Origin of the sequence: Aequorivita echinoideorum, from assembly GCF_018476645.1 — a bacterium.
GTDB lineage: Bacteria > Bacteroidota > Bacteroidia > Flavobacteriales > Flavobacteriaceae > Aequorivita > Aequorivita echinoideorum.
Genome location: NZ_JAHCTB010000001.1, coordinates 395,593 through 417,310, shown reverse-complemented (window position 1 = coordinate 417,310; position 21,718 = coordinate 395,593). Strand labels below are relative to the sequence as shown.

At 40.0% G+C, this 21,718-nt stretch carries 21 protein-coding genes; 10 read left to right on the top strand and 11 right to left on the bottom strand.

The features are described from left to right. Window positions 1-19 precede the first annotated feature (19 nt). Window positions 20-2,086: a M16 family metallopeptidase gene (locus KIV10_RS01985; protein ID WP_214111808.1), complete on the top strand. Its 2,067-nt coding sequence runs from the start codon at window positions 20-22 to the stop codon at window positions 2,084-2,086. An 80-nt stretch (window positions 2,087-2,166) separates the two neighbouring features. On the opposite strand, the gene KIV10_RS01980 is transcribed toward KIV10_RS01985, so the two are convergent. Then, on the bottom strand, window positions 2,167-2,823 hold the full coding sequence (locus KIV10_RS01980) for a hypothetical protein (RefSeq protein WP_214111807.1): 657 nt from the start codon (window positions 2,821-2,823) through the stop codon (window positions 2,167-2,169). Between the two features lie 84 nt (window positions 2,824-2,907). Here KIV10_RS01980 and KIV10_RS01975 point away from each other — a divergent pair, with 84 nt between their 5' ends. Both KIV10_RS01975 and KIV10_RS01970 read left to right on the top strand, forming a co-directional pair. Beyond that, a complete protein-coding gene (locus KIV10_RS01975; protein ID WP_214111806.1) occupies window positions 2,908-3,165 on the top strand; it encodes a hypothetical protein in 258 nt (85 codons plus the stop codon). 150 nt (window positions 3,166-3,315) lie between these two features. Further along, window positions 3,316-3,894 (top strand): hypothetical protein, encoded by a 579-nt coding sequence (locus KIV10_RS01970; protein ID WP_214111805.1) that lies wholly within the window; start codon window positions 3,316-3,318, stop codon window positions 3,892-3,894. 81 nt (window positions 3,895-3,975) lie between these two features. Here the strand turns inward: KIV10_RS01970 and gldD are convergent, their stop codons facing one another. The 4 genes from gldD to mutY form a co-directional block, all read right to left on the bottom strand. Then, on the bottom strand, window positions 3,976-4,536 hold the full coding sequence (gene gldD, locus KIV10_RS01965) for a gliding motility lipoprotein GldD (RefSeq protein ID WP_214111804.1): 561 nt from the start codon (window positions 4,534-4,536) through the stop codon (window positions 3,976-3,978). Continuing rightward, window positions 4,526-5,842, bottom strand: coding sequence for a gliding motility-associated protein GldE (locus KIV10_RS01960; protein ID WP_214111803.1), 1,317 nt, complete (start codon window positions 5,840-5,842; stop codon window positions 4,526-4,528). The genes gldD and KIV10_RS01960 overlap by 11 nt, the downstream gene beginning before the upstream one ends. Window positions 5,843-5,863: 21 nt before the next feature. Beyond that, window positions 5,864-6,319, bottom strand: a complete 456-nt coding sequence (locus KIV10_RS01955) for a single-stranded DNA-binding protein (protein ID WP_214111802.1) — start codon at window positions 6,317-6,319, stop codon at window positions 5,864-5,866. A 108-nt stretch (window positions 6,320-6,427) separates the two neighbouring features. Then, window positions 6,428-7,492: an A/G-specific adenine glycosylase gene (mutY, locus tag KIV10_RS01950; protein ID WP_214111801.1), complete on the bottom strand. Its 1,065-nt coding sequence runs from the start codon at window positions 7,490-7,492 to the stop codon at window positions 6,428-6,430. Window positions 7,493-7,620: 128 nt separating this feature from the next. Between mutY and KIV10_RS01945 the strand changes: the two genes are divergently transcribed. From KIV10_RS01945 to KIV10_RS01935, 3 genes are all read left to right on the top strand, one after another. After that, window positions 7,621-7,911 (top strand): HU family DNA-binding protein, encoded by a 291-nt coding sequence (locus KIV10_RS01945; protein WP_154191036.1) that lies wholly within the window; start codon window positions 7,621-7,623, stop codon window positions 7,909-7,911. Window positions 7,912-8,304: 393 nt separating this feature from the next. Next, entirely contained in the window at window positions 8,305-9,864 is a 1,560-nt protein-coding gene (locus tag KIV10_RS01940) for an Rne/Rng family ribonuclease (RefSeq protein ID WP_214111800.1), read from the top strand. A gap of 174 nt (window positions 9,865-10,038) precedes the next feature. After that, on the top strand, window positions 10,039-10,512 hold the full coding sequence (locus KIV10_RS01935) for a regulatory protein RecX (protein WP_214111799.1): 474 nt from the start codon (window positions 10,039-10,041) through the stop codon (window positions 10,510-10,512). A 5-nt stretch (window positions 10,513-10,517) separates the two neighbouring features. On the opposite strand, the gene KIV10_RS01930 is transcribed toward KIV10_RS01935, so the two are convergent. The 6 genes from KIV10_RS01930 to KIV10_RS01905 form a co-directional block, all read right to left on the bottom strand. Next, window positions 10,518-11,381 (bottom strand): cupin-like domain-containing protein, encoded by an 864-nt coding sequence (locus KIV10_RS01930; protein ID WP_214112137.1) that lies wholly within the window; start codon window positions 11,379-11,381, stop codon window positions 10,518-10,520. Between the two features lie 141 nt (window positions 11,382-11,522). Then, on the bottom strand, window positions 11,523-11,798 hold the full coding sequence (locus KIV10_RS01925; protein ID WP_214111798.1) for a FoF1 ATP synthase subunit delta/epsilon: 276 nt from the start codon (window positions 11,796-11,798) through the stop codon (window positions 11,523-11,525). Window positions 11,799-11,871: 73 nt separating this feature from the next. Next, complete coding sequence (gene atpD / locus KIV10_RS01920) at window positions 11,872-13,377, bottom strand: F0F1 ATP synthase subunit beta (RefSeq protein WP_214111797.1); 1,506 nt, start codon at window positions 13,375-13,377, stop codon at window positions 11,872-11,874. Window positions 13,378-13,916: 539 nt separating this feature from the next. Then, window positions 13,917-15,764: a glutamine--fructose-6-phosphate transaminase (isomerizing) gene (glmS, locus tag KIV10_RS01915; protein WP_214111796.1), complete on the bottom strand. Its 1,848-nt coding sequence runs from the start codon at window positions 15,762-15,764 to the stop codon at window positions 13,917-13,919. Between the two features lie 6 nt (window positions 15,765-15,770). Next, window positions 15,771-17,303, bottom strand: a complete 1,533-nt coding sequence (locus KIV10_RS01910; protein WP_214111795.1) for a DUF4270 domain-containing protein — start codon at window positions 17,301-17,303, stop codon at window positions 15,771-15,773. 22 nt (window positions 17,304-17,325) lie between these two features. Beyond that, window positions 17,326-18,135, bottom strand: coding sequence for a glycogen/starch synthase (locus KIV10_RS01905; protein ID WP_214111794.1), 810 nt, complete (start codon window positions 18,133-18,135; stop codon window positions 17,326-17,328). A gap of 181 nt (window positions 18,136-18,316) precedes the next feature. Here KIV10_RS01905 and panC point away from each other — a divergent pair, with 181 nt between their 5' ends. The 4 genes from panC to KIV10_RS01885 all read left to right on the top strand — a co-directional run bounded on the left by panC (window position 18,317) and on the right by KIV10_RS01885 (window position 21,718). After that, window positions 18,317-19,162 (top strand): pantoate--beta-alanine ligase, encoded by an 846-nt coding sequence (panC, locus tag KIV10_RS01900; protein ID WP_214111793.1) that lies wholly within the window; start codon window positions 18,317-18,319, stop codon window positions 19,160-19,162. Between the two features lie 12 nt (window positions 19,163-19,174). Then, window positions 19,175-19,525 carry an aspartate 1-decarboxylase gene (gene panD, locus KIV10_RS01895; protein WP_214111792.1) on the top strand — a complete coding sequence of 117 codons (351 nt, stop codon included), beginning with the start codon at window positions 19,175-19,177 and terminating at the stop codon, window positions 19,523-19,525. Further along, complete coding sequence (locus tag KIV10_RS01890) at window positions 19,526-20,491, top strand: lysylphosphatidylglycerol synthase transmembrane domain-containing protein (RefSeq protein ID WP_214111791.1); 966 nt, start codon at window positions 19,526-19,528, stop codon at window positions 20,489-20,491. Between the two features lie 78 nt (window positions 20,492-20,569). Then, the gene (locus KIV10_RS01885; protein ID WP_214111790.1) at window positions 20,570-21,718 is read left to right on the top strand and encodes an alpha/beta hydrolase-fold protein; all 1,149 of its coding nucleotides are present in this window, start codon (window positions 20,570-20,572) and stop codon (window positions 21,716-21,718) included.

Here is a 21,718-nt window from a genome sequence, read left to right as displayed (position 1 = left end):
AAAAAAGAAAACTTCAGAAATGAAAAAATATATATACCTATTCATTGCAAGTATTTTCATAAGCACGCTTGCAACTGCGCAGATAGATCGAAGCAAACAACCCAAGCCCGGTCCCGCACCAAAAATAAATTTAACCCAACCTTCCAGTTTTGACCTTCCCAACGGATTGAAGGTTATGGTGGTGGAAAATCACAAACTGCCCGCAGTACGCGTTCAGCTTTTAATAGACAATCCCATTCACGCTTCTGGCGAAAAAGCCGGGGTAGAAAGTCTCTTTTCACAAATGATGGGTAACGGTACTACCAACATTCCCAAAGACCAATTCAATGAAGAAGTAGATTACCTGGGGGCCAGCATATTCTTTGGTTCAGAAAGTGCGTATGCCAGTTCTCTTTCAGAATACTTTCCACGGATTATGGAATTGATGGCAGATGCCATTAAAAATCCGTTACTTACCGAAGAGGAATTCAAAAAAGAAAAAGACAAACTTATAGACGGTCTTAAAACGCAGGAAAAAGATGTTTCAACCGTGGCGAGCAGAGTTCGTTCTTCCCTGCTGTATGGCAGCAATCACCCAAAAGGGGAATTTACCACAATTGAAAAAGTGGAGAAACTTACCCTAGCCGATGTAAAGGATTTCTACGAAGACTTTTTCAACCCAAGAAACGCTTATCTGGTTGTGGTGGGCGATGTTTCAAGAAAGAACGTTGAGACTTTGGTGCGTGCCAACTTAGCCGATTGGGCTTCAAATGCGGCACGTTCTTACAGCTATACAGAGCCTAAGGATGTTCAGTTTACGCAGGTGAACTTTGTGGATATGCCAAACGCGGTACAGTCTGAACTTGCCGTGCAGAACTTGGTTAAACTGAAAATGAGCGACCCGGACTATCACGCAGTTTTAATTGCGAACAAAATACTGGGCGGCGGTTTCAACAGTTTATTGAATATGAACCTTCGTGAGGAGCATGGCTGGACGTATGGCGCGCGCTCAAGCACCGGGGCAGATAAGAACATTACCCGTTTCATTGCCACCACAAGCGTGCGCAATGCGGTGACGGATAGCGCCGTGGTTGAAACGCTGAAGGAGATTCGCTATTTACGTGATAACAAAGTTACCCCACAGCAGTTGGCAAATGCCAAGGCAAAATTTGTGGGCGACTTTGTACTTGCGCTGGAACGCCCAGAAACCATTGCGGATTATGCGCTGGAAATTGAGACCCAAAATCTTTCAAAAGATTTCTATGTAGATTATCTTAAAAAGATAAATGCCGTAACTGCCGAAGATGTACAGCGCGTGGCCAAAAAATATTACAAGCCGGGCAACCTTCGTATTGTAGTGGTAGGAAAAGGATCTGAAGTGCTGGACGGACTCAAGAACTTGAAAAATGCGGAAGGCAAAGAGATACCCGTACAGTATTTTGATAAGTTTGGAAATCCCGTGGCGGCACCGGACTATAACAAAGCTATGGATGCAGGCGTTACCGCCGAAACCGTTATCAATAAATACATTGATGCCATTGGGGGACGCGAGAAACTTGAAGCTGTAAAGTCACTTATGGTGACCGCAACCGCAGAGATGCAGGGAATGCAATTGGGTCTTGAAACCAAGAACACTACCAAAAGCCAATCGCTTGTAAACGTAACTATGGGTGGCACTTCGATTCAGAAAATAGTTTTTGATGGCGAAAAAGGATATATGATGGTACAGGGCCAGCGTATTGATTATGATGCCAAGCAAAACGCCGCTGCCAAAATGGAAGCGCTGCCTTTTATGGAGCTGCAAGTAAAAGATGCCAAGCTGGAACGTATGGAGCAAGTGGACGGTAAGGATGCCTACGTGATTTCAACAGGGGAGAATACCGAAATTTTTTATGAGAAGGAAAGCGGGCTTAAGGTGAAGCAAAACACTGTTACCGAAATGATGGGTCAGACCATCAATGCCACTACCACCTTTGGAAACTACAAGGAAGTAAACGGAATAAAATTGCCGTACACCATTGGGCAGACCGCCGGGCCGCAGGTGTTGACCTTCAACATTACCGATGTGAAGATCAACGAAGGGGTGAGCGATGCCGATTTCAACTAAGATAATTTTTCCCTTTTAATAAGAAACCGCCTTCCAGTATTGGGGGCGGTTTTGTTTTTGGGGAGGTATGGTAGGGTTGGCTAGCTTCTTACAAATTTGCCCAAGGATTCCAGTAGCTGCGGGTGTTCTCTTAAAGCCACTCTTGCCACTGCATAGAAATCGCTCATCCACTCATCCAAATTTTCGAAGGCTTCCTCCTTGTGCTTTGTTGCGTCTTGGCCTTCCCCACTTTCTTTTTGGTACACATTACGGGCATTAACCATTTGTGAAACTTTCTCATTGGTCTGGGTAAGCACTTGTTCGGTTATGCCAAAATTTGCCATTTTGGTTATATAATTTGGGTTGCTAAGTGTGCCCTCATAGAATGTTTTAACATGCGCCAACCAAGGAATGTAGTTTACGGGCAACTGGCCAATAAGCTTTAGGGCGCTCAATGCTACGTGGTCTTTTTTGAACGCTACTTTTCCCAAACGGCGGTGGGTTCTATAGGTGTCTCTCACTTCGGTGTACAATGGCAGGTATTCTGCATAGCTTTGGTGTTCTTCCCTAAGCTCTTTGGCATTTGTGTTGGCAATATCCTGTGTGGTTTCCAGAAGGTCTTTCCCTTCTTGAATACGGGCGGCGGTGTAGCCATATTGTGCCATGGCAGCGGCAATTTCTGGTTGCTCCTCAGCATTGGTGAGTGCCATGTTGAACAGCTCAAACTTGTCCTGATACGTTCTTTTATTCGGAATCATAATAGTTTCATTTAGTTAAGGTTAGAAAAATATCCATTCAATCTAAAGTAATGAATTTTTTTTCAGTTTTATCAAAAATTAATTTTGCCCTTTATTAATGGAAGTTGGAGCATTGAAATTGGGAGTTGGAGCGTTGAAAATGGGAGTTGGAGCATTGAAAATGGAAGTTGGAGCGATGAAAATGGGAGTTGGAGCATTGAAAATGGAAGTTGGAGCGTTGAAAATGGGAGTTGGAGCATTGAAAATAGGAGTTGGAGCCTTGAAAATGGAAGTTGGTGTATTGAAATTGGAAGTTGGAGCGATGAAAATGGGAGTTGGAGCATTGAAGATGTTAAATTATAATCATCAAACGTTTAGGGTTTAGTGAATTACAAGAATTCTTAAAATTCAACCTAAAACTTTAAGATAATTTTAAATATATTGCGGGCCTTCAAGCCATGAATGGAAATGAAACAATTAAACATATAAGTATAGAACGTTAAAGAATAAATTATGAAAATGATAGTAAAGACTATGATGTTGTTTGCCCTCTTGGCAACCAGCTGCAACAAGGATGATGACGGCAAAGAAGAGCAAGGCTGCGTAAAGGAAGAGAATTTTTTTGAGGCCCAATTTGATGGGACAACGATTGAACCTCATTACGCCCAAGGAGGTGGATTTGGTGTCTATACCTTAAATTTTAATAGATGCAGTGAGAATGAGGGTAACTGGTATTTATCTGTAAACACAGAAAATAATGGCCCAAGTTTTTATTTGTACTTGATAAATGTAAATAGTATTGGTAATTATTCAATAGAGGCGGGAGACAGTTCCCAAATTCCAGCTTTTTGTGATGAGGTTATTTCTTTGTATATACGTGATGAAATAAATAGCACGTATTCATTTATAAGCTCTGAAAATGGACAAGTTGAAATAACCCGATATGACAATAATTTAGGAATACTGGTGGGCACCTTTACGGCAGAGCTGGTAAGCACCGCAGATCCTTCAGTTAAGAAAACAATTACCGGGGAGTTTAACCTTAACAAATCTACGCTGGACAATACCCAAAAGCCTTGTTTTCTGGATTAAATGATAAAATAATAATTTTGTAAATGAAAACCGCCCCCAGCAATGGGGGCGGTTTTGTTTTGCGATTATATTCTTAGCACGTTACTCCCAAGTAACCGTCTCCATCAACTTGCGTATATCTTCCCGAAGGTATTCCACAGCGGGATAAATGGAGTCAAAATTGGGCTTGGCGTCAAAATACAGGGCGCCGTTCAAAAAGTGGTTTATACTGTCCGTTACGTAAAACTCTGCCTGGGTGGCGGCGTTCCCGTTTATCATATAAAACATTCCGTACACTTTTTTGTCCGGGTTTATAAAGGGTTGCTCGGGGATGCTGTTTGCCTTTATGGTATGGTCGTACGCCAGTTTTTGCGCATCGCGCAGCAGGGAATCCAGGTTGTTGTTCTTTACATCTTGGTAGGTTAAGTACAAAGTTGCCTTCATATTTGGGTAAGTAATGTTGGTGCCGCAGCCTTTCTTTTTTATGAGGGTTGCATTTTCATTCATTTCAAAAGAATAGGGGCAATCTGTCTGTACGGTGCGGTATTCCGGCTTTGGGTAATCCAAGCGAAGGAGCGCCCGCGGTTTTACAATTACCTCGTCGCCACAGGAAAGGGCCAAAAATGAAAGTGAAACAATGTATAGTAAGCTTTTAATTTTCAATGGCAAGTTTTATTTGTTTGATGCGTTTTCCCTCAAAGGCTTCAATGGTAAACGCATAATTGTGGAAGGATATTACTTCGTTTTTTCTGGGGAAACCTTTGGAGATTTCGAGCAGAAAGCCTGCAAGCGTTTCAGCTTCGCCTTTTTCTTCCTCAAAAATTTCCGTATTCTCGGGTTTTATTACTTTGTAAAAATCCTTCAAGGGTGTTTTTCCCTCAAAAATGAAAGTGTTGTCGTCCAGTTTTGAGAATATGAGGTCCTCGTCGTCAAATTCGTCACTTATCTCGCCCACAATTTCCTCAATAATATCTTCTAGGGAAATGAGTCCGCTGGTACCGCCATATTCGTCGACCACAATGGCGAGGTGCATTTTCATTTCCTTGAATTCATTCAGCAAATCATCCAGTTTTTTATTTTCCGGGACAAAGTAGGCTTCGCGCTTTAGGGTTTTCCAGTCCAGAATTTTTCGGTCTGTGTAAGGAATGAGGTCCTTTACGTACAGAATCCCCGTGATGTTGTCCATACTATCTTTATAAACGGGAATTCGCGAATAGCCATGCTCAATAATTTCGGGCATAATTTCCTTGAAGGTCATATCCTCACTGAGGGCAAAAATATCCATCCGGTTTTTCATGACCTGTTTGGTATCTGTATTTCCAAAGGTTACAATGCCCTGTAAAATTTTTTGCTCCTCGTGGGTTGTATCCTGGTTTGAAAGTTCCAAAGCCTGCGAAAGTTGGTCCACGCTTATGTTTGACTTTTGCTTGCCGTATTTGTCGTGAAGATACAGCGTGAGCGCGCGCATAGGTAAACTGATGGGTGAAAGCAGGGTGTCCAGAATGTTTAAGGGCGTGGACATAAACACGGCGAATGAAAGGCGGTTGCGGTTTGCGTATATCTTCGGAAGAATTTCCCCGAAAAGCAAAATGAAGAACGTAACAACGCCCACTTCAACAATAAAACGGATATCGATACCAAAGTAATTTGCGTTGATCCCAGAAAACATGGCATCGCTTAGCGTATCAAAAAGCAAAACTATGGCAATGTTTATAAAATTGTTTGCCACTAAAATGGTTGCCAAAAGCTTTTTGGGCTTGGAGAGCAACCGCTGGATAATGGCAAGATTTTTTGAGATCGATTTTTCTTCGTTTGTCTCGAGGTCTGCCGGTGTTAAGGAGAAGAGTGCGACTTCGGCGCCAGAAATAAGCGCGGAACAAGCGAGCAGGACAATCAACAAGATGATGCTCGATACTTGCGAAAAATCTATAAGTGCGAAAATTAATAAACCAGGGGGCTCCGTGTCCAAGTTGATGGATTTAGTTAAACATTAAAATGGCAAATCGTCGTCATCCTCCGGCAGGGCATTGTTTTGCTGCTGTTGCGAAGGTTGTGGTTTTTGTGGTGACTGCCCGGCGTTGTTGCCAGAATTATTTGGGTTGCTATCGCCTTTAGGCGTTAAAAAGGTAAAATCCGTACAATGGATTTCAGTACTGTATCTGTCCATTCCTTTTTCGTCCTGCCATTTGCGGGTTTTCAGGCGGCCTTCAATATAGACCATATCACCTTTCTTCAAATATTTTTCGCAGATTTCCGCGGCCTTGTTGCGTACCACAACATTGTGCCATTCGGTATTGGTTACGCGTTCGTTCGTTGTTTTGTTTGTGTATGTTTCATTGGTAGCAAGCGGAAAACGGCCCAGACTGTTGCCGCCTTCAAAATAATGCATTTTTACATCATCGCCCGTATGCCCAATCAGCATTACCTTGTTCAAAGTCCCACTCATAATTGTTTCTTTTTCAATTTGTGCAAAGGTAGATTTTGCGTTTTAAATATACAGATTTTTTGAATTTTTATATGAGACGATTTCACGATTGGAATTGAAATGAATTTTTCAAGAACCCTCAAAAAATTCTGAAACAAAATTCTCGATCAAAACAGGTACCGCATATTTGAAGATTTCAGAAATCGGAATCAAGTTTTTAACTTCCTTTTTTGAGGTAACAATCCAAAACCGGGTAAGTAAGTGTTGGTGCGAGAGTTTGTGGACTATGGGCGTTTCATTGTAAAGCGAGATGGATTCAATTTCCATATTTTCTGAAAATTTCTGAAACTGCGGAAGTTTTTTTAATTCTGAAAGGGTTACTTCTTCTGAAGTTTCAATGAGTGGAAATTCATACAGTTTATGCCAAATTCCCTTTCCCAATCGTTGTTGGAGAAGCGTTTTTTCGTCCTCTGAAATAATGACCATATAATTGAAGAAGCGTTTCCGCACGGCCTTGGATTTCAGTTTTACTGGTAATTCAGAAACTTTATTGCTTTTATAGGCTTCACAACTATCATTAAAAATACAGTTTCCGCAATTCGGATTCTGGGGAACGCAAAAGCGGGCGCCAAATTCCATTATGGCTTGGTTATAGGTGCCCGGCTCGTTTGTATCGATAACAAGTTGGGCGAGCTTTTTGAATTCCTTTTGCCCAGCTGATGAATTAATAGGTGTGCTGATGCCAAAATACCGAGATAGCACACGGTACACGTTTCCATCCACCACCGCCTCCGGCAGGTTATAACAAATGCTGGCAATGGCACTCGCGGTGTAATCGCCAACGCCTTTAAGCTGCAACAAATCTTTATAGGTTTTTGGGAAAACCCCTTTTAGATCTTTGGAAACCATTTTTGCCGTGGCGTGGAGATTTCTGGCCCGGGAATAATAGCCCAGACCCTGCCATAGTTTTAAAACAGCGTCTTCGGGAGCGTGGGCCAGTTGCTGCACTGTGGGATAGTTTTCAATGAACTTCAAATAATACGGAAGCCCTTGCGCCACGCGGGTTTGCTGTAGCATAATTTCAGAAAGCCAAATATGGTAAGGATTTTTGGTACCGCGCCACGGCAATTCCCGTTTATTGTGTAAATACCACGAAATCAGTTTTTTGGAAAAAGAGGGGGTGTTTTTCGGCATTCGGTAAAAATAGCCTATATGTGATTAAATTTTAAAGGATTATGGTTTGATTTATTGATTTTAAAATACGTATATTTGCCCACTCAAAAAAATCTAGTAAAAGATTAATTAATTAAAATTTATATATAATGACGAAAGCAGATATCGTAGCGAAGATCTCAGAAAAACTAGGAATGGAAAAGAATGAAGTTCAAGCTACTGTTGAAACCTTTATGGATGAAGTGAAAAATTCATTGGAGAGTGGTGACAACGTTTATTTAAGAGGTTTTGGAAGTTTTATCATTAAAACAAGAGCTGAAAAAACTGGAAGAAATATTTCTAAAAACACTACAATCAAAATACCTGCCCATAATATCCCAGCCTTTAAACCAGCGAAAGTTTTTGTTGAAGGTGTTAAGACTAACGTGGACGTAAAATAATAATAACCCGCCCCGCCACGTCCCGGTGCAAATCTGGATAGGAGGGACATAAAAAACTTTAGTATGCCAAGTGGTAAAAAAAGAAAAAGACATAAAGTAGCGACCCATAAGCGCAAGAAGAGAAGACGCGCTAACCGCCACAAAAAGAAAAAGTAGTTTCTAAACTACTTTTTCTTTTTTAAAATGTTTCTGAAAACAAGGATTTTATTCCTTCCATTCAGAATAACAGTTTAAAAAAATCGTTCTTTGAAAATGAAATCGTGGAATAGGCATTCATTGCTATATAGCGATTTCGCCGGGTTTTAGATAAAACCTGTTAAAAATATTGTTTAATCTTTCCCAAATAATGCACGCCTGGTATAGGTATATTTTTGGGAAAAAAATTAATTTAAAGTGAACTACGAATTATTTATTAGGTCCGGTTCACAAGAAGTTGATTTTGCCCTTCTAAAGGATGGAAAACTTATAGAATTACACAAGGAGGAAGAGGACAATAACTTTACGGTAGGCGATATATTTCTTGCCAAAATCCGTAAAACTGTTCCCGGGCTTAACGCCGCCTTCGTGAATGTAGGCTATGAGAAAGATGGTTTTCTACACTATCATGACCTTGGGCCCAAGGTGCTCTCGCTTTTAAAATTTGTAAAAAGCGTAAGTTCCGGAAAACTCAAGGATTATTCCCTAAATAATTTTCCATTTGAAAAAGAGATTGATAAAAATGGCAACTTGAATGATGCCCTTAAAAGCAATCAATCCATATTGGTTCAAATAGTGAAGGAACCCATATCCACCAAAGGCCCACGCATAAGCTCAGAACTTTCCATAGCCGGAAGGTATATTGTGCTGGTGCCATTTTCAGACCGCGTTTCCGTTTCACAGAAAATAGAAAGCAACGAAGAAAAGGATAGGTTGAAACGCTTGATTACAAGCATAAAACCAAAAGGATTTGGCGTGATAATACGCACCGTAGCCGAGGGCAAAAAAGTAGCAGAACTGGACAAAGACTTACAAAATCTCATGGATCGCTGGACGGCCATGTGCAAAAAGCTACAAGGGGCGCACCACCCTTCAAAAGTGCTGAGCGAGCTAAACAGGGGCGCATCAATTATTAGAGATATGTTCAACGATTCATTCTCTGCAATACATATTGATGATGAAAATCTCTACTTGCAAATAAAAGATTACGTGCAGGAAATTGCACCGAAAAAAGAGAACATCGTAAAACTTTATGATTCCAACATTCCCATTTTTGAAAAATTTGGAATTGAAAGACAGATTAAGACTTCCTTCGGGAAAACGGTATCAGGTAGCAAAGGAGCCTATTTGGTAATAGAACACACCGAAGCCATGCACGTTATAGACGTAAATAGCGGCAACCGAAGCAACAAGCAGAAAACACAGGAAGGCACAGCGCTGGAAGTGAATTTAATTGCGGCCACAGAGGTGGCAAGACAGCTTAGGTTGCGTGATATGGGCGGTATTATTGTGATCGATTTTATAGATTTGGCAAATGCCAATCACAGAAAACAACTCTACAATCATCTTCGTGACGAGATGAAGGACGATAGGGCAAAGCACAAAATACTTCCCCCGAGTAAATTTGGGTTAATACAGATAACCAGACAGCGCGTACGTCCAGAAATGAACATAAAGACGCGTGAGGAAGACCCAAATGCAAACGGGAACGGTGGCGATGAAAACGGAGAGATTGAAGCGCCCATCATCGTGATAAACAAAATAAACGATGAGGTAAAACGCCTTTTCACGAAAGACTATAAAAAGATAACGCTCAATGCGCATCCATTTATAGCCGCCTTTTTAACCAAAGGTTTTCCCAGTGTGCGTACCAAATGGTTTATGGAGCACAAAAAATGGGTAAAAATTCAACCTCGGGATGCATACACGTATCTTGAATACCACTTTCACGACAAAGATGGTAACTTAATAAAATAGCAAAAGAACCCTTTTGAAGACTTTACTTCGGAAGGGTTTTTTTATTTTCTATGGATTCTATCGATACTATGGATGCTTTTGTTTCTATCATCTAGGTTCGTGATTCTTATAGCGCAGGGGTCTTGGTTTTTTTCTGCGGAAATAAAAAGTTTTATCTTCACTTAAAATTTTCTATTGGATACCCACAAAACCTACACTGTAAATGAAGCCAAGAAAAGATTGGAACGCTATTGCGCGTACCAAGAGCGCTGCTATAAGGAGGTGACCCAAAAACTGTATGAAATGCGAATGATTCCCGAAGCGGCAGACCAGATTTTACTTCATTTAATTGAAAATAATTATTTAAACGAAACACGATTTGCGCAAACCTTCGCCCGGGGAAAATTCCGAACCAAAAAATGGGGCAAAAATAGAATTTTGAATGAACTGAAGCTTCGCGAAATATCTAAATTTAATATTCAAATTGCCCTAAAGGAAATTTCAGAAAAGGAATATTACAATACCTTTGAAGCCTTGGCAGAAAAGCGTTTGCAGCAATTAACTTCAGAAAAAAATCTTCAGAAAAAAAGAAAAAAATTTGCCGATTATCTTTTTTATCGCGGCTGGGAAAGTGAGCTTGTTTATGGAAAGATTTCAGAGATATCCTAAAATCTTTAAACTATGCCCAGTTTTTTATGAGTGTTATGAATAGCTTTCTCATTTTTTTTATCTATCCATTCCTGCCCTTTCAGCTTTCTCATTAACGTGTCGAAATACCGCATAATCGCAATATTGTAAATGGCTTTGGCCAAGTTTTTTGGATTGCGAGCAATGGCGCGCAGACTCATGGAAAAACCAGGTGTTATATAGCGCATGTAGTGCCAATAGCCTTCGGGCATGTACAGCACGTTTCCGTGCTCCAAATGGGTAATGTAACCTTTCGCTTTCTTTAAAGCGGGCCATTTTTCATAATCGGGGTCGTGAAAATCAATGTCTTCGCGGGTTATGAGCGAGTGAGGGATTTTGTAGAGATAATCGTTCTGCTTTTGGTCAAAAAGAATTACTTCCTTTTTTCCTTGAAAATGAAAGTGGAAAATATTCGCCAGATCAATGTCGTAATGCATAAAGGTGTACGAATCTTTTCCGCCAAAAAAGAGCATTGGCAGCCCCTTCATTAATTTCAGCCCAAAATCCGGAAACCAAAAATCCTTTTGCAGTTGGGGCACTTCCTTTAAAATATTCCAAAGAAAGATGCGGTATTTTGTAGGTTCTTTTTTAAGAAGCTCCACGTAATCGCGCATTTTCATTTTGGCGTGCGGCTCGTTAAAACCATCCTCGTGGCTCACGGGCCTATTATCATATAGCGGAACTTGTTTTTCACCAGCAACCTCTGCCATATAATCCAGATTCCATTTTGAAAATGCGGGCCAATCCTCAACAAACCGTTCAATGACAACCGGCTTTTGGGGCTTAAAATATTTTTTTAGAAAATCTTCTTTGGTAATGGTTTTTACCCTGTCTATTTGCTGTAACTGCATATGCTTCATCAACGCGCAAATTTACAAATCCTGAGGTATAAGTTATTGGAATATTAATATAACTTTAAGGAATATAAATGAAAAACCCTCAAATTCCAGAATTGGGTTTGAAGGTTTTAGTATTTTTTAGATTGTGAAGTTTCAATCTGCCAAGACCATCACGCGATTGTTATTGCATTCCACAGTTCCGCCGTTTATATGAAGAATCCATTTTCCATCTTCCTGGGTGAATTTGTTTTTGAAAGCTTCCGCAATTGTTGGGTTTCCCTTAAACTTCACTTTTCCCTCCTGCAAAACAGAAACAATAGGAGCGTGGTTGTTCAACATTTGGAATTCGCCTTCCACTCCCGGAACGGTAACACTTTCAACTTCTCCGGCAACTAATGACGCTTCTGGGGTTACTATTTCTAAGTACATATTTTTAGTTGTTTGTTGTTAGTTGATAGTTGTTGGCATTCTATTGACCAACAACTATCAACTGTTAACCAATTTAAACTTCGGCAAGCATTTTCTCACCTGCGGCAATGGCTTCCTCGATAGTACCTTTAAGGTTGAACGCCGCTTCTGGAAGATGATCCAGTTCGCCATCCATAATCATATTGAACCCTTTTATAGTTTCTTTGATATCTACCAAAACTCCTGGGATACCTGTGAATTGTTCCGCAACGTGGAAAGGCTGTGAAAGGAAACGTTGAACACGACGGGCGCGACCTACTGCCAATTTATCGTCCTCAGAAAGTTCTTCCATACCAAGGATGGCAATAATATCCTGCAATTCTTTATATCGCTGTAGTAGCTCTTTTACTCGCTGTGCGCAACCATAATGCTCTTTTCCAAGAATATCGGCCGTTAGAATTCTAGAGGTAGAATCCAATGGATCCACCGCTGGGTAAATACCAAGCTCAGCAATTTTACGTGAAAGTACGGTTGTTGCATCCAAGTGGGCAAATGTTGTTGCTGGCGCAGGATCCGTTAAGTCATCCGCAGGTACGTAAACCGCTTGAACCGAAGTAATGGAACCTCTTTTTGTTGAAGTAATACGCTCTTGCATGGCACCCATCTCAGTTGCCAGAGTTGGTTGGTAACCCACTGCAGAAGGCATACGCCCTAGTAGCGCGGAAACCTCTGAACCGGCCTGTGTAAAACGGAAAATATTATCTACGAAGAAAAGAACGTCTTTTCCTTGTCCATCCCCAGCACCATCACGGAAATATTCCGCAATTGTTAAACCTGAAAGCGCAACACGCGCACGTGCTCCAGGTGGCTCGTTCATCTGTCCAAACACAAAAGTAGCTTTAGATTCTTTCATTGCAGTTTTATCAACTTTTGAAAGATCCCATCCACCAGCTTCCATAGAGTGCATAAAGTCATCACCGTATTTTATAATACCGGATTCAAGCATTTCGCGAAGCAAATCGTTTCCTTCACGAGTACGCTCACCTACACCGGCAAATACTGAAAGACCACCGTGACCTTTCGCGATGTTGTTGATCAACTCTTGAATAAGTACGGTTTTACCTACACCCGCACCACCAAAAAGACCAATTTTACCACCTTTTGCATAAGGCTCAATAAGGTCAATTACCTTAATCCCTGTGAAAAGAACTTCTGTTGAAGTGGAAAGATCTTCGAATTTTGGAGCCTCGCGGTGAATAGGAAGTCCATCGTTGCCAGTTTTTGGAAGGTTTCCAATACCGTCGATTGCATCACCAATTACATTGAAAAGTCTACCGTAAACATCATCCCCAATTGGCATTTGGATTGGCGCTCCTGTTGCAATAGCATCAACACCACGGCTTAAACCATCAGTTGAGTCCATCGATATAGTTCTCACCATATTTTCACCAATGTGTGACTGAACTTCAAGAACCAATTTATTTCCGTTGTTATCAACTTCAAGCGAGTCGTATATTTTTGGAAGTTCCGATCCGCCATCGAAGGCAACGTCTACTACCGGGCCAATAATCTGTGCAACTTTTCCTGTACTTTGTGACATGAGTAACTGTTTATATTATAGTTAACTAAGGGCAAAAAAACCACCCCCTTTTTGAACGGTGCAAAGATAGTTTTTTCTGAATAAAAATCGCAATGGCTGTGTTTAAAAAATTCGAAGAATTTTAATAGACTTAACCATTCTCTTTTTTAAATATAATTATATGACTAGTAACATTTTAAAGTTAGTTGCGTGATTTTCGACGAATTCTATAAAAGAATATATCGGCAGGGAAATTTTCTTAAAATGGATTTTATTAAGTAAAACTTTCGAGCAGACTTAAAATTTCATTTCGCAATTTGGAAAACTTTTAAGGCAATTATGTAACAAGTAAATAATTATCGTACTTATAATTTATGAGAAAACTAATAACAGTCAACGCGATAATTTGGGCAATAATATTACTTGGCTCAGCAGCGCTAGTAAGCAATCATCCCAACTATATTTATTTGTTCTTCGGAATTTTATTCGCTTTTTCAATTTTGCAGGCATTTCTTTCAAACTTTGCAAAGAAAATAAGGGCAATATCTTAATGGCAAAAATTATTCAACCGTAACAGATTTCGCCAAATTACGGGGCTGATCCACATTTCTGCCTAACATTACGGCTATGTGGTATGATAAAAGCTGAAGAGGAATAGTGGTGACCAATGGGGTTAATGCTTCGGGAGTTTTTGGAACTTCCATCACATAATCCGCCAAGTCCCTTACCGCTGTATCTCCTTTGGAAACAACTGCGATTATTTTTCCCTTACGGGCCTTAATTTCTTGAATATTGCTGACAACTTTGTCGTAATGGTCGCTTTTCACGGCAATTACTACAACGGGCATTTGCTCATCGATAAGCGCAATTGGGCCGTGTTTCATTTCGGCGGCGGGATAGCCTTCTGCGTGAATGTATGAAATCTCCTTGAGTTTTAGCGCACCCTCAAGTGCTACGGGAAAATTATATCCTCTTCCCAGATAAAGAAAGTTGCGTACATCCTTAAAAACCGCCGCGATTTCCTTGATTTTATCTTCGGTTTTTAATGCTTTTTCAACCTGATCCGGGATTAGATCCAATTCCCTAAGATAAAGCATAAAATCCCGCTGGCTAATGGTGCCTTTGGCTTTTGCCAATCGCAGGGCAATCATAGTAAGTACCGTAATTTGGGTAGTAAATGCTTTGGTAGAAGCTACGCCAATTTCGGGTCCGGCGTGGGTATAGGTGCCGCTGTGTGTTTCCCTTGAAATTGTTGAACCCACAACATTGCAAATTCCATAAACAAAAGCTCCCTTTGATTTTGCAAGTTTTATGGCTGCCAATGTATCTGCGGTTTCACCGCTTTGCGAAATGGCAATAACAACATCATTTTCGGAGATTACCGGATTTCTATATCTAAATTCTGATGCATATTCTACTTCAACGGGAATACGAACCAGATCTTCAAAAATATATTCAGCCACTAAACCTGCGTGCCAAGAGGTTCCGCAGGCAACGATTATAATTCTGTCCGCATTTATGAATTTTTCAATGTAATCCTCGAGTCCTCCCAGCTTAACGATTCCTTTTTCGGCAAGCAATCTCCCGCGATAGGTGTCTTTTATTACCGACGGCTGTTCGTAAATTTCCTTCAGCATAAAATGGTCATAACCTCCTTTTTCAATTTGTTCCAAATTCAATTGAAGTTCTTGAATGTAAGGAGCAACCAATTTATCATCTTTGATTTTACGCACTTTTACATCACGACCCAAACGGATAATCGCCATTTCTTCATCTTCCAAATAAATGGCATTGTTCGTAAATTCAATAAAAGGTGATGCATCACTGGCTACAAAAAATTCATCATCACCAATCCCGATGGCCAACGGACTTCCCAGTTTTGCCACTACAATTTCATCTGGTTTCTTCTTATCAAAAAGAGCTATGGCGTACGCCCCAACAACTTGGTTGAGCGCAATCTGGACGGCTTTTCCCAGTTTTACTTTTTCATTTATTTGAATATCCTCAATCAGATTGACAAGCACCTCGGTATCGGTATCGGAATGAAATATATAACCGCGTTTTTTTAGTTCTTTTTTTAAGGAATCGTAATTTTCGATAATTCCATTATGGATAATTACCAAATCTCCGCTATTTGAGTAGTGCGGGTGGCTATTTACATCGTTAGGCACCCCGTGCGTTGCCCATCTGGTGTGGCCTATTCCCAAACTTCCTTTTCTTGAAATTTCAGATTCAGCCTTTTCTTCAAGACTTGCTACTTTCCCCTGCGTTTTGCAAAGTTGAATATCGGTACCGTCATACAATGCGATTCCGGCACTATCATAACCTCGATATTCTAAACGCTTTAGGCCATTTAAAACAATGGGATATGCCTCTTTTTTGCCAATATAACCTACAATTCCGCACATAATATTTTAGTTGGGTTCAGTGTAATAAATTTGAAGTTTTAATCTTTTTTCCAGATTTGCTGAAGCATTTCCATATAAAACAGTTCCTTCAGGAGAGATTACGGCACTTGTGGGAACATCCTTCACTCCCGGAGAAGTGGGAATTCTTACGCCTTGGGTGGTCTGGGCAAGTACATTTTGTGAAACCATGACACCCAGTTTTACATTTGTACTATCTCTATTAATTAGATTACTGATGTGATTGGTTATTCTGATTTTGTAAAAATCACCATTTTCGTCATTGCCGCGATCCAGTCTTCCCAAATGAATGTTTAATGCATTTACGGGAGCAAGACCATTTGTGTAATCTAGCGTATAGTCCGCCAAGACATTACTATTGTTTATATCGTAAATTACAATCCGTTCAGGTTCTGTGGAACCGCCAGCGACTACATCTTGATTCACGTAAAAAATTAGGTTGGCCTCGTTGATAAGCCATTGTTTCTCGCGAAGCATTTCCAACTCTTCGGGTACGCCGTTGCCATCGAGGTCTTCCCCGAAAAGCTCAACAATGCCCAGTACATCGCCGCCTCGTAAATATATATTTTCTTCCCCATTGATTACATCTTGATTTTCCAATGTACTATTGAGTTCAGCTGGGATTTCACGTTCAAAAGTATTTACATTTATACCGCCTAAATTCAGTACAAAAGTATCTGACTCCCGTTCACCATCGTCTCCATCTGAACTGTAATACAAAGTAATATTCGCATTTGCGGGATTAAAAAGAAAGAGGCTTCCATCATCCGTTGGCGAACTTGTTTCAACATAAATTCCCCTTAAAAAATTAATGAAGTTGTTATTATTGCTTAATTCTGGCATGCCTTCCTTAGCTAAAATATTCTCCGCAAAAAATGTTGAGTCCAATTTTATGCGCAGCCCTGGACCCAGTATTACTTCATCGTCTGTACCTTCATTAAAAATATATCCGTTAGAATTTGGTTTAAAATCTTCAATGTAGGCTAATTCCTCGCCGAGATTAGCTTCAAAAAGGGAAGCATCATCAGAATAATATTTTTGGGCCTGTTCAAAATTTGAATTGGGATCCAAATCCCGTAGAAAATAATTGGATCGCGAAACCCGGATATTAATCTCTGAATTCCCAAAAATGGAGTCATTAACGTATGTAGTTTCGCTATCCACGGTTGTTCCTGTGCTAAAATATGGTATATAAATATAAACACTATCCAGACTTGCATTTTCGCCAAATGTTGGCGCATTCTGTGAAAGTGTTAGTTGTGAGAGAAGATTGGCCGTAGTTTTTCCGAATACGGCATCGTTGTAAACTCCTAATTGATATGCGGGAAGTCTATTGGTTTGTACTGAGTTCAATTTTTTGCTGTAAGCAATAACGGTGCTTTGGTCAAATAGAATTCCATTGGGCGTTTCTTCTCCCAAAATCTCGGAACCTATTGTGCTGATGTCCTCTTGGCACGAGGCCATCGCAATAATTATAAAAAGTATGGCGCCAAGCTTGGGCAATAAATTTTTAATTTTCATAAAATATACGCGGTAAAAAATTTTATTTTAAAACTTCGGTGCGGTAAAAGTCCAAATATGCTTCAGAAAAATTATCCATATTATGATACTTTAACACCGGCTTGTCTACTTGGGACAAATAGGTTTCCAGTTCACTTGGAATTTCAGAAGAACCGATAATAGCGGCATCAGAATGCTTTACGGCAACTTTCATTAAATTGGCATAGGTGGGATTTTCCAAATCCTTTATAGCCTCATCATCAATGGCATCAAAACGTACCTTATTGATCATGTTTTTATCTAACGTGCCTTCAAAGCCTTGATTGTATACTGAGGTAACAATTTTACTGTTTTCGAACAAGGGCTCATTTCCGTAATAATTACGTAGATATAGCGGAAAAAGTGAAGCCAGCCAGCCGTGTACGTGTATAATGTCTGGCGACCAATTCAGTTTTTTGACCGTTTCAATAACGCCTTTTGCAAAAAATATAGCGCGCTCATCATTGTCTGGATAGAAATTGCCATCCTCATCTGCATACGTAGCTTTTCTTTTAAAGTAATCGTCATTATCTATAAAATAAACCTGTATGCGTTCTTTTGGGATAGAGGCCACTTTAATAATAAGAGGCATATCAAAATCATTGATAACCAAATTCATACCAGAAAGGCGTATAACCTCGTGCAGTTGGTGCCGGCGTTCGTTTATATTCCCATAGCGGGGCATAAAAATCCTAATCTGGCCGCCTTGGCTGTTTATCATTCGCGGGGCTTCAAACGACATTGAAGAAATCTCGGTCTCGGGAAGGTATGGAATAACTTCGGAAGACACATACAAGACTCTTTTATCTTTCATCTATACTTTTTTTATAATTAATTAAATGGAGCGGTGCCAAATTTGAATTTTTTTAAAGTTCCTCGTTGGCGTTGCTCAAATAGGCGCAATATTGGGCTTGGAATTTTAAACACGCAAAATTACGAAAATTTATGTAGATTGTCTTTAATATATTAATTTTGCCCGCTCTTAAACAAAAAACATGGTGTTGTACACCCATAAAAAAGATCTTAAAAACGCGCTGGATTCCTTTCGGGGAGATGAAAAAATCGGTTTTGTTCCTACTATGGGCGCGCTGCACAAAGGGCACCTTTCTTTGGTTGAAAAAGCTTTGGATGAAAATGATGTGGTCGTGGTAAGTATTTTCGTTAACCCAACACAATTCAATAATGCCGAAGATTTAAAAAAATATCCCCGTACGCTGAATGAAGATTGTGAGCTTTTAAAAAGTCTTAACAAGAATATTTTAGTTTATGCTCCGGAAATTTCAGATATATATGAAGATAAGGTTGCCGCAAAGAATTATGATTATGGTGGTCTGGAAAATGAAATGGAAGGCAAGCACAGAAAAGGGCATTTCAACGGCGTGGGAACCATTTTAAATTCGCTTTTTAGAATCATTGAACCAGACTTTGCCTACTTGGGCGAAAAGGATTTTCAGCAATTGCAGATTGTGAAACAATTGGTTGAAATTGAAAAACTTCCCGTGACCATTATTGGTTGTCCTATTGTTCGTGAGGAAAATGGTCTTGCAATGAGTTCAAGGAATAAACGACTGAGCCCACAACTTTTTGAAGAAGCCAGTATTATTTATAAAATATTGACCGAAGTTCGAAGACATTTCAAAGAAAAAACTTTGGAAGAACTCAATCAAATGGTTACGGAACGGTTTTTGTCTACTCCCAATCTCAATTTGGAATATTTTGAAATTGCCGATGAAAAAACCCTCAAGTCTGCCAGCTCAAAAAGCGAAGATGCAAAATATCGGGCGTTTGTAGCGGTCTTTGCGGGGGACGTCAGGTTAATAGATAATATGCCTTTAAATTAATACCTTTGCACAATGCAAATACACGTAGTAAAATCTAAAATCCATAGGGTAAAAGTTACCGGCGCAGACCTAAATTACATAGGAAGCATAACTATTGATGAAGATTTAATGGATGCCGCCAATATTATTGAGGGCGAAAAAGTACAGATAGTCAACAACAATAATGGCGAACGTCTGGAAACATACGCAATCCCTGGTCCGCGCAAAAGTGGCGAAATTACATTGAACGGTGCCGCCGCTCGCAGGGTTGCTCCCGGCGATGTGCTTATACTTATATGTTATGCCCTTATGGAAGTTGAGGAGGCAAAAGCTTTCAAACCAGCTCTGGTCTTCCCAGATGAGGAAACAAATCTTCTAAAATAATTGAGCCGCTCCCTTTCTAAATTTCTCAAGATTGCTTTGCCGCTGGGTTTGGGCATTTTTTTAATATGGTATTCCTATAGCCGGTTTTCTCCGGAGCAAATTGAGGAGATAAAAATTTACTTCGGAAAGGCGGATTATGCCATTGTGGCACTGTCGGTTTTTTTAAGTTTTTTGAGCCACATATCCCGTGCCTATCGCTGGAATTTTATGCTGGAACCTATGGGCTATAAGACCAAGCTGGCCAACAATTTCATGGCTGTGTATATAGCATATTTGATGAATATTTTTATTCCGAAAAGTGGTGAGGTTTCCCGAGCCATTGTGCTGGATAAATACGAAAAGGTTCCTTTTGAAAAAGGCTTCGGAAGTATAATTTCTGAAAGGGTCGTGGATTTGATTTTTCTCTTTTTATTTACCATTGCCGCACTTTTAATTCAGTTTGACGTACTGTTTGCTTATTTGAAGGAAGTTGTGGAACCCACAAAAATGTTGTTCGCAATGGCTACACTCATAGCGTTGGTGGTTTTCTTTTTCCTGTTTATGAAACATTCAAAAAGCAATCTTCGGAATAAATTGAAGAAATTTATCTCCGGGTTAAAGGAAGGTGTTTTTAGTATTCTGAAAATGAAGAAGAAATTCGCTTTTCTGCTTCATACCTGCATTATTTGGGCACTATATTTTTTATCATTTTATACCGCAACCCACGCACTTTCCGAAACTGAATTCATTTCGGCGAGTACGCTTATAATTACATTTGTAGTGGGGAGTTTTGCCTTTGCCTTTACCAATAGCGGTTTTGGTTCTTATCCCTTTTTCGTAGCTGGAATTTTGGCCGTTTTTGGTATAGCTGAAACGGCTGGGACTGCATTCGGTTGGATTGTTTGGACGTCCAGCATTGCATCCATCATCTTTTTTGGTGGACTTTCATTTCTGCTTTTGCCGGTCTATAACAGGGTAAAACTGTAGCGGGTCTAAATTTTTTGCTTCGGAAAAACTGCGAATCCAAAAATTGTTATCTTTCCGAAGAATATAAAATTTCTACCCATGAATAAAATCCTACTGCTTGCAATCTGTGTTTTTTTTAATGTTTCGGCGTTTTCACAAATAATTTATGAAGAATTCAACTCTTCAAAACTTGGTGAATCCCGAAAGTTGAAAATCCAGCTTCCCCGAAATTATGATTCAAATAAAGACAAGGTTTATCCCATAGTCATCGTTCTGGACGGAGACTATCTTTTTGAACCAGTGGCGGGAAATGTGGATTATTTCAGCTATTGGGAAGATATGCCAGAATCTATTGTGGTAGGTATTATGCAGGGAGATTCTCGCTATGAGGATTGCGCGTACGATGATAACACGTTTATGCCGGATGAGGACAGCGCAAAGTTTTTTGAATTTATAGGCTTGGAGCTTTTGCCCTATATTGACGGCAAATACCGCACGGCGAAATTTGTGATAGGCGTGGGGCACGATTTTACGGCGAATTTCCTCAATTATTACCTTTTTAAAGACCCGCCGTTATTCAATGGATATATAGTTTTGAGTCCAGATTTGGCACCAATGATTGATGATAGAATTGCGCAACGCCTACCTTCCATTTCACAAAAAGTATTTTATTATCTGGCAACGGGGACTGATGATATTAAAGGGTTGATGGAAAGTACGGAAGCCCTCAACACTAAATTAGTAGGTTTAAAAAGCCAAACATTCAATTACTATTATGATAATTTTGAAAATGCCACGCATTACTCCCTGGTAGGAAGGGGAATACCCAATGCGCTTGAAAAAATATTCTCTGTGTATAGGCCGATAAGTAAAAAGGAATATAGTGACGTGGTAATGAAGCTGAACACGCCAATCCATCAATATTTAATTGACAAATACGCTACCATTGAAGATCTTTTTGGACTTGATAATCCCATTCGTGTGAATGATTACATTGCAACCGCAACGGCTTCCGAAAAGAAAAAGCAATGGGAATCGCTTCGCGAAATAGCTTCTATGGCCCAAAAGGATTATCCAAATACTATTTTGGGCGATTATTATATGGGTCGTTATTACGAAGAAAACGGCGATCCCAAAAAAGCCATGCGCACCTATCAAGCGGCATTTGATAAGGAGGAAGTGGATTTCTTGACGATAGATATGTTATTGGACCGTGCCGATAAAATAAAAACGGACTTTGGGTATTAA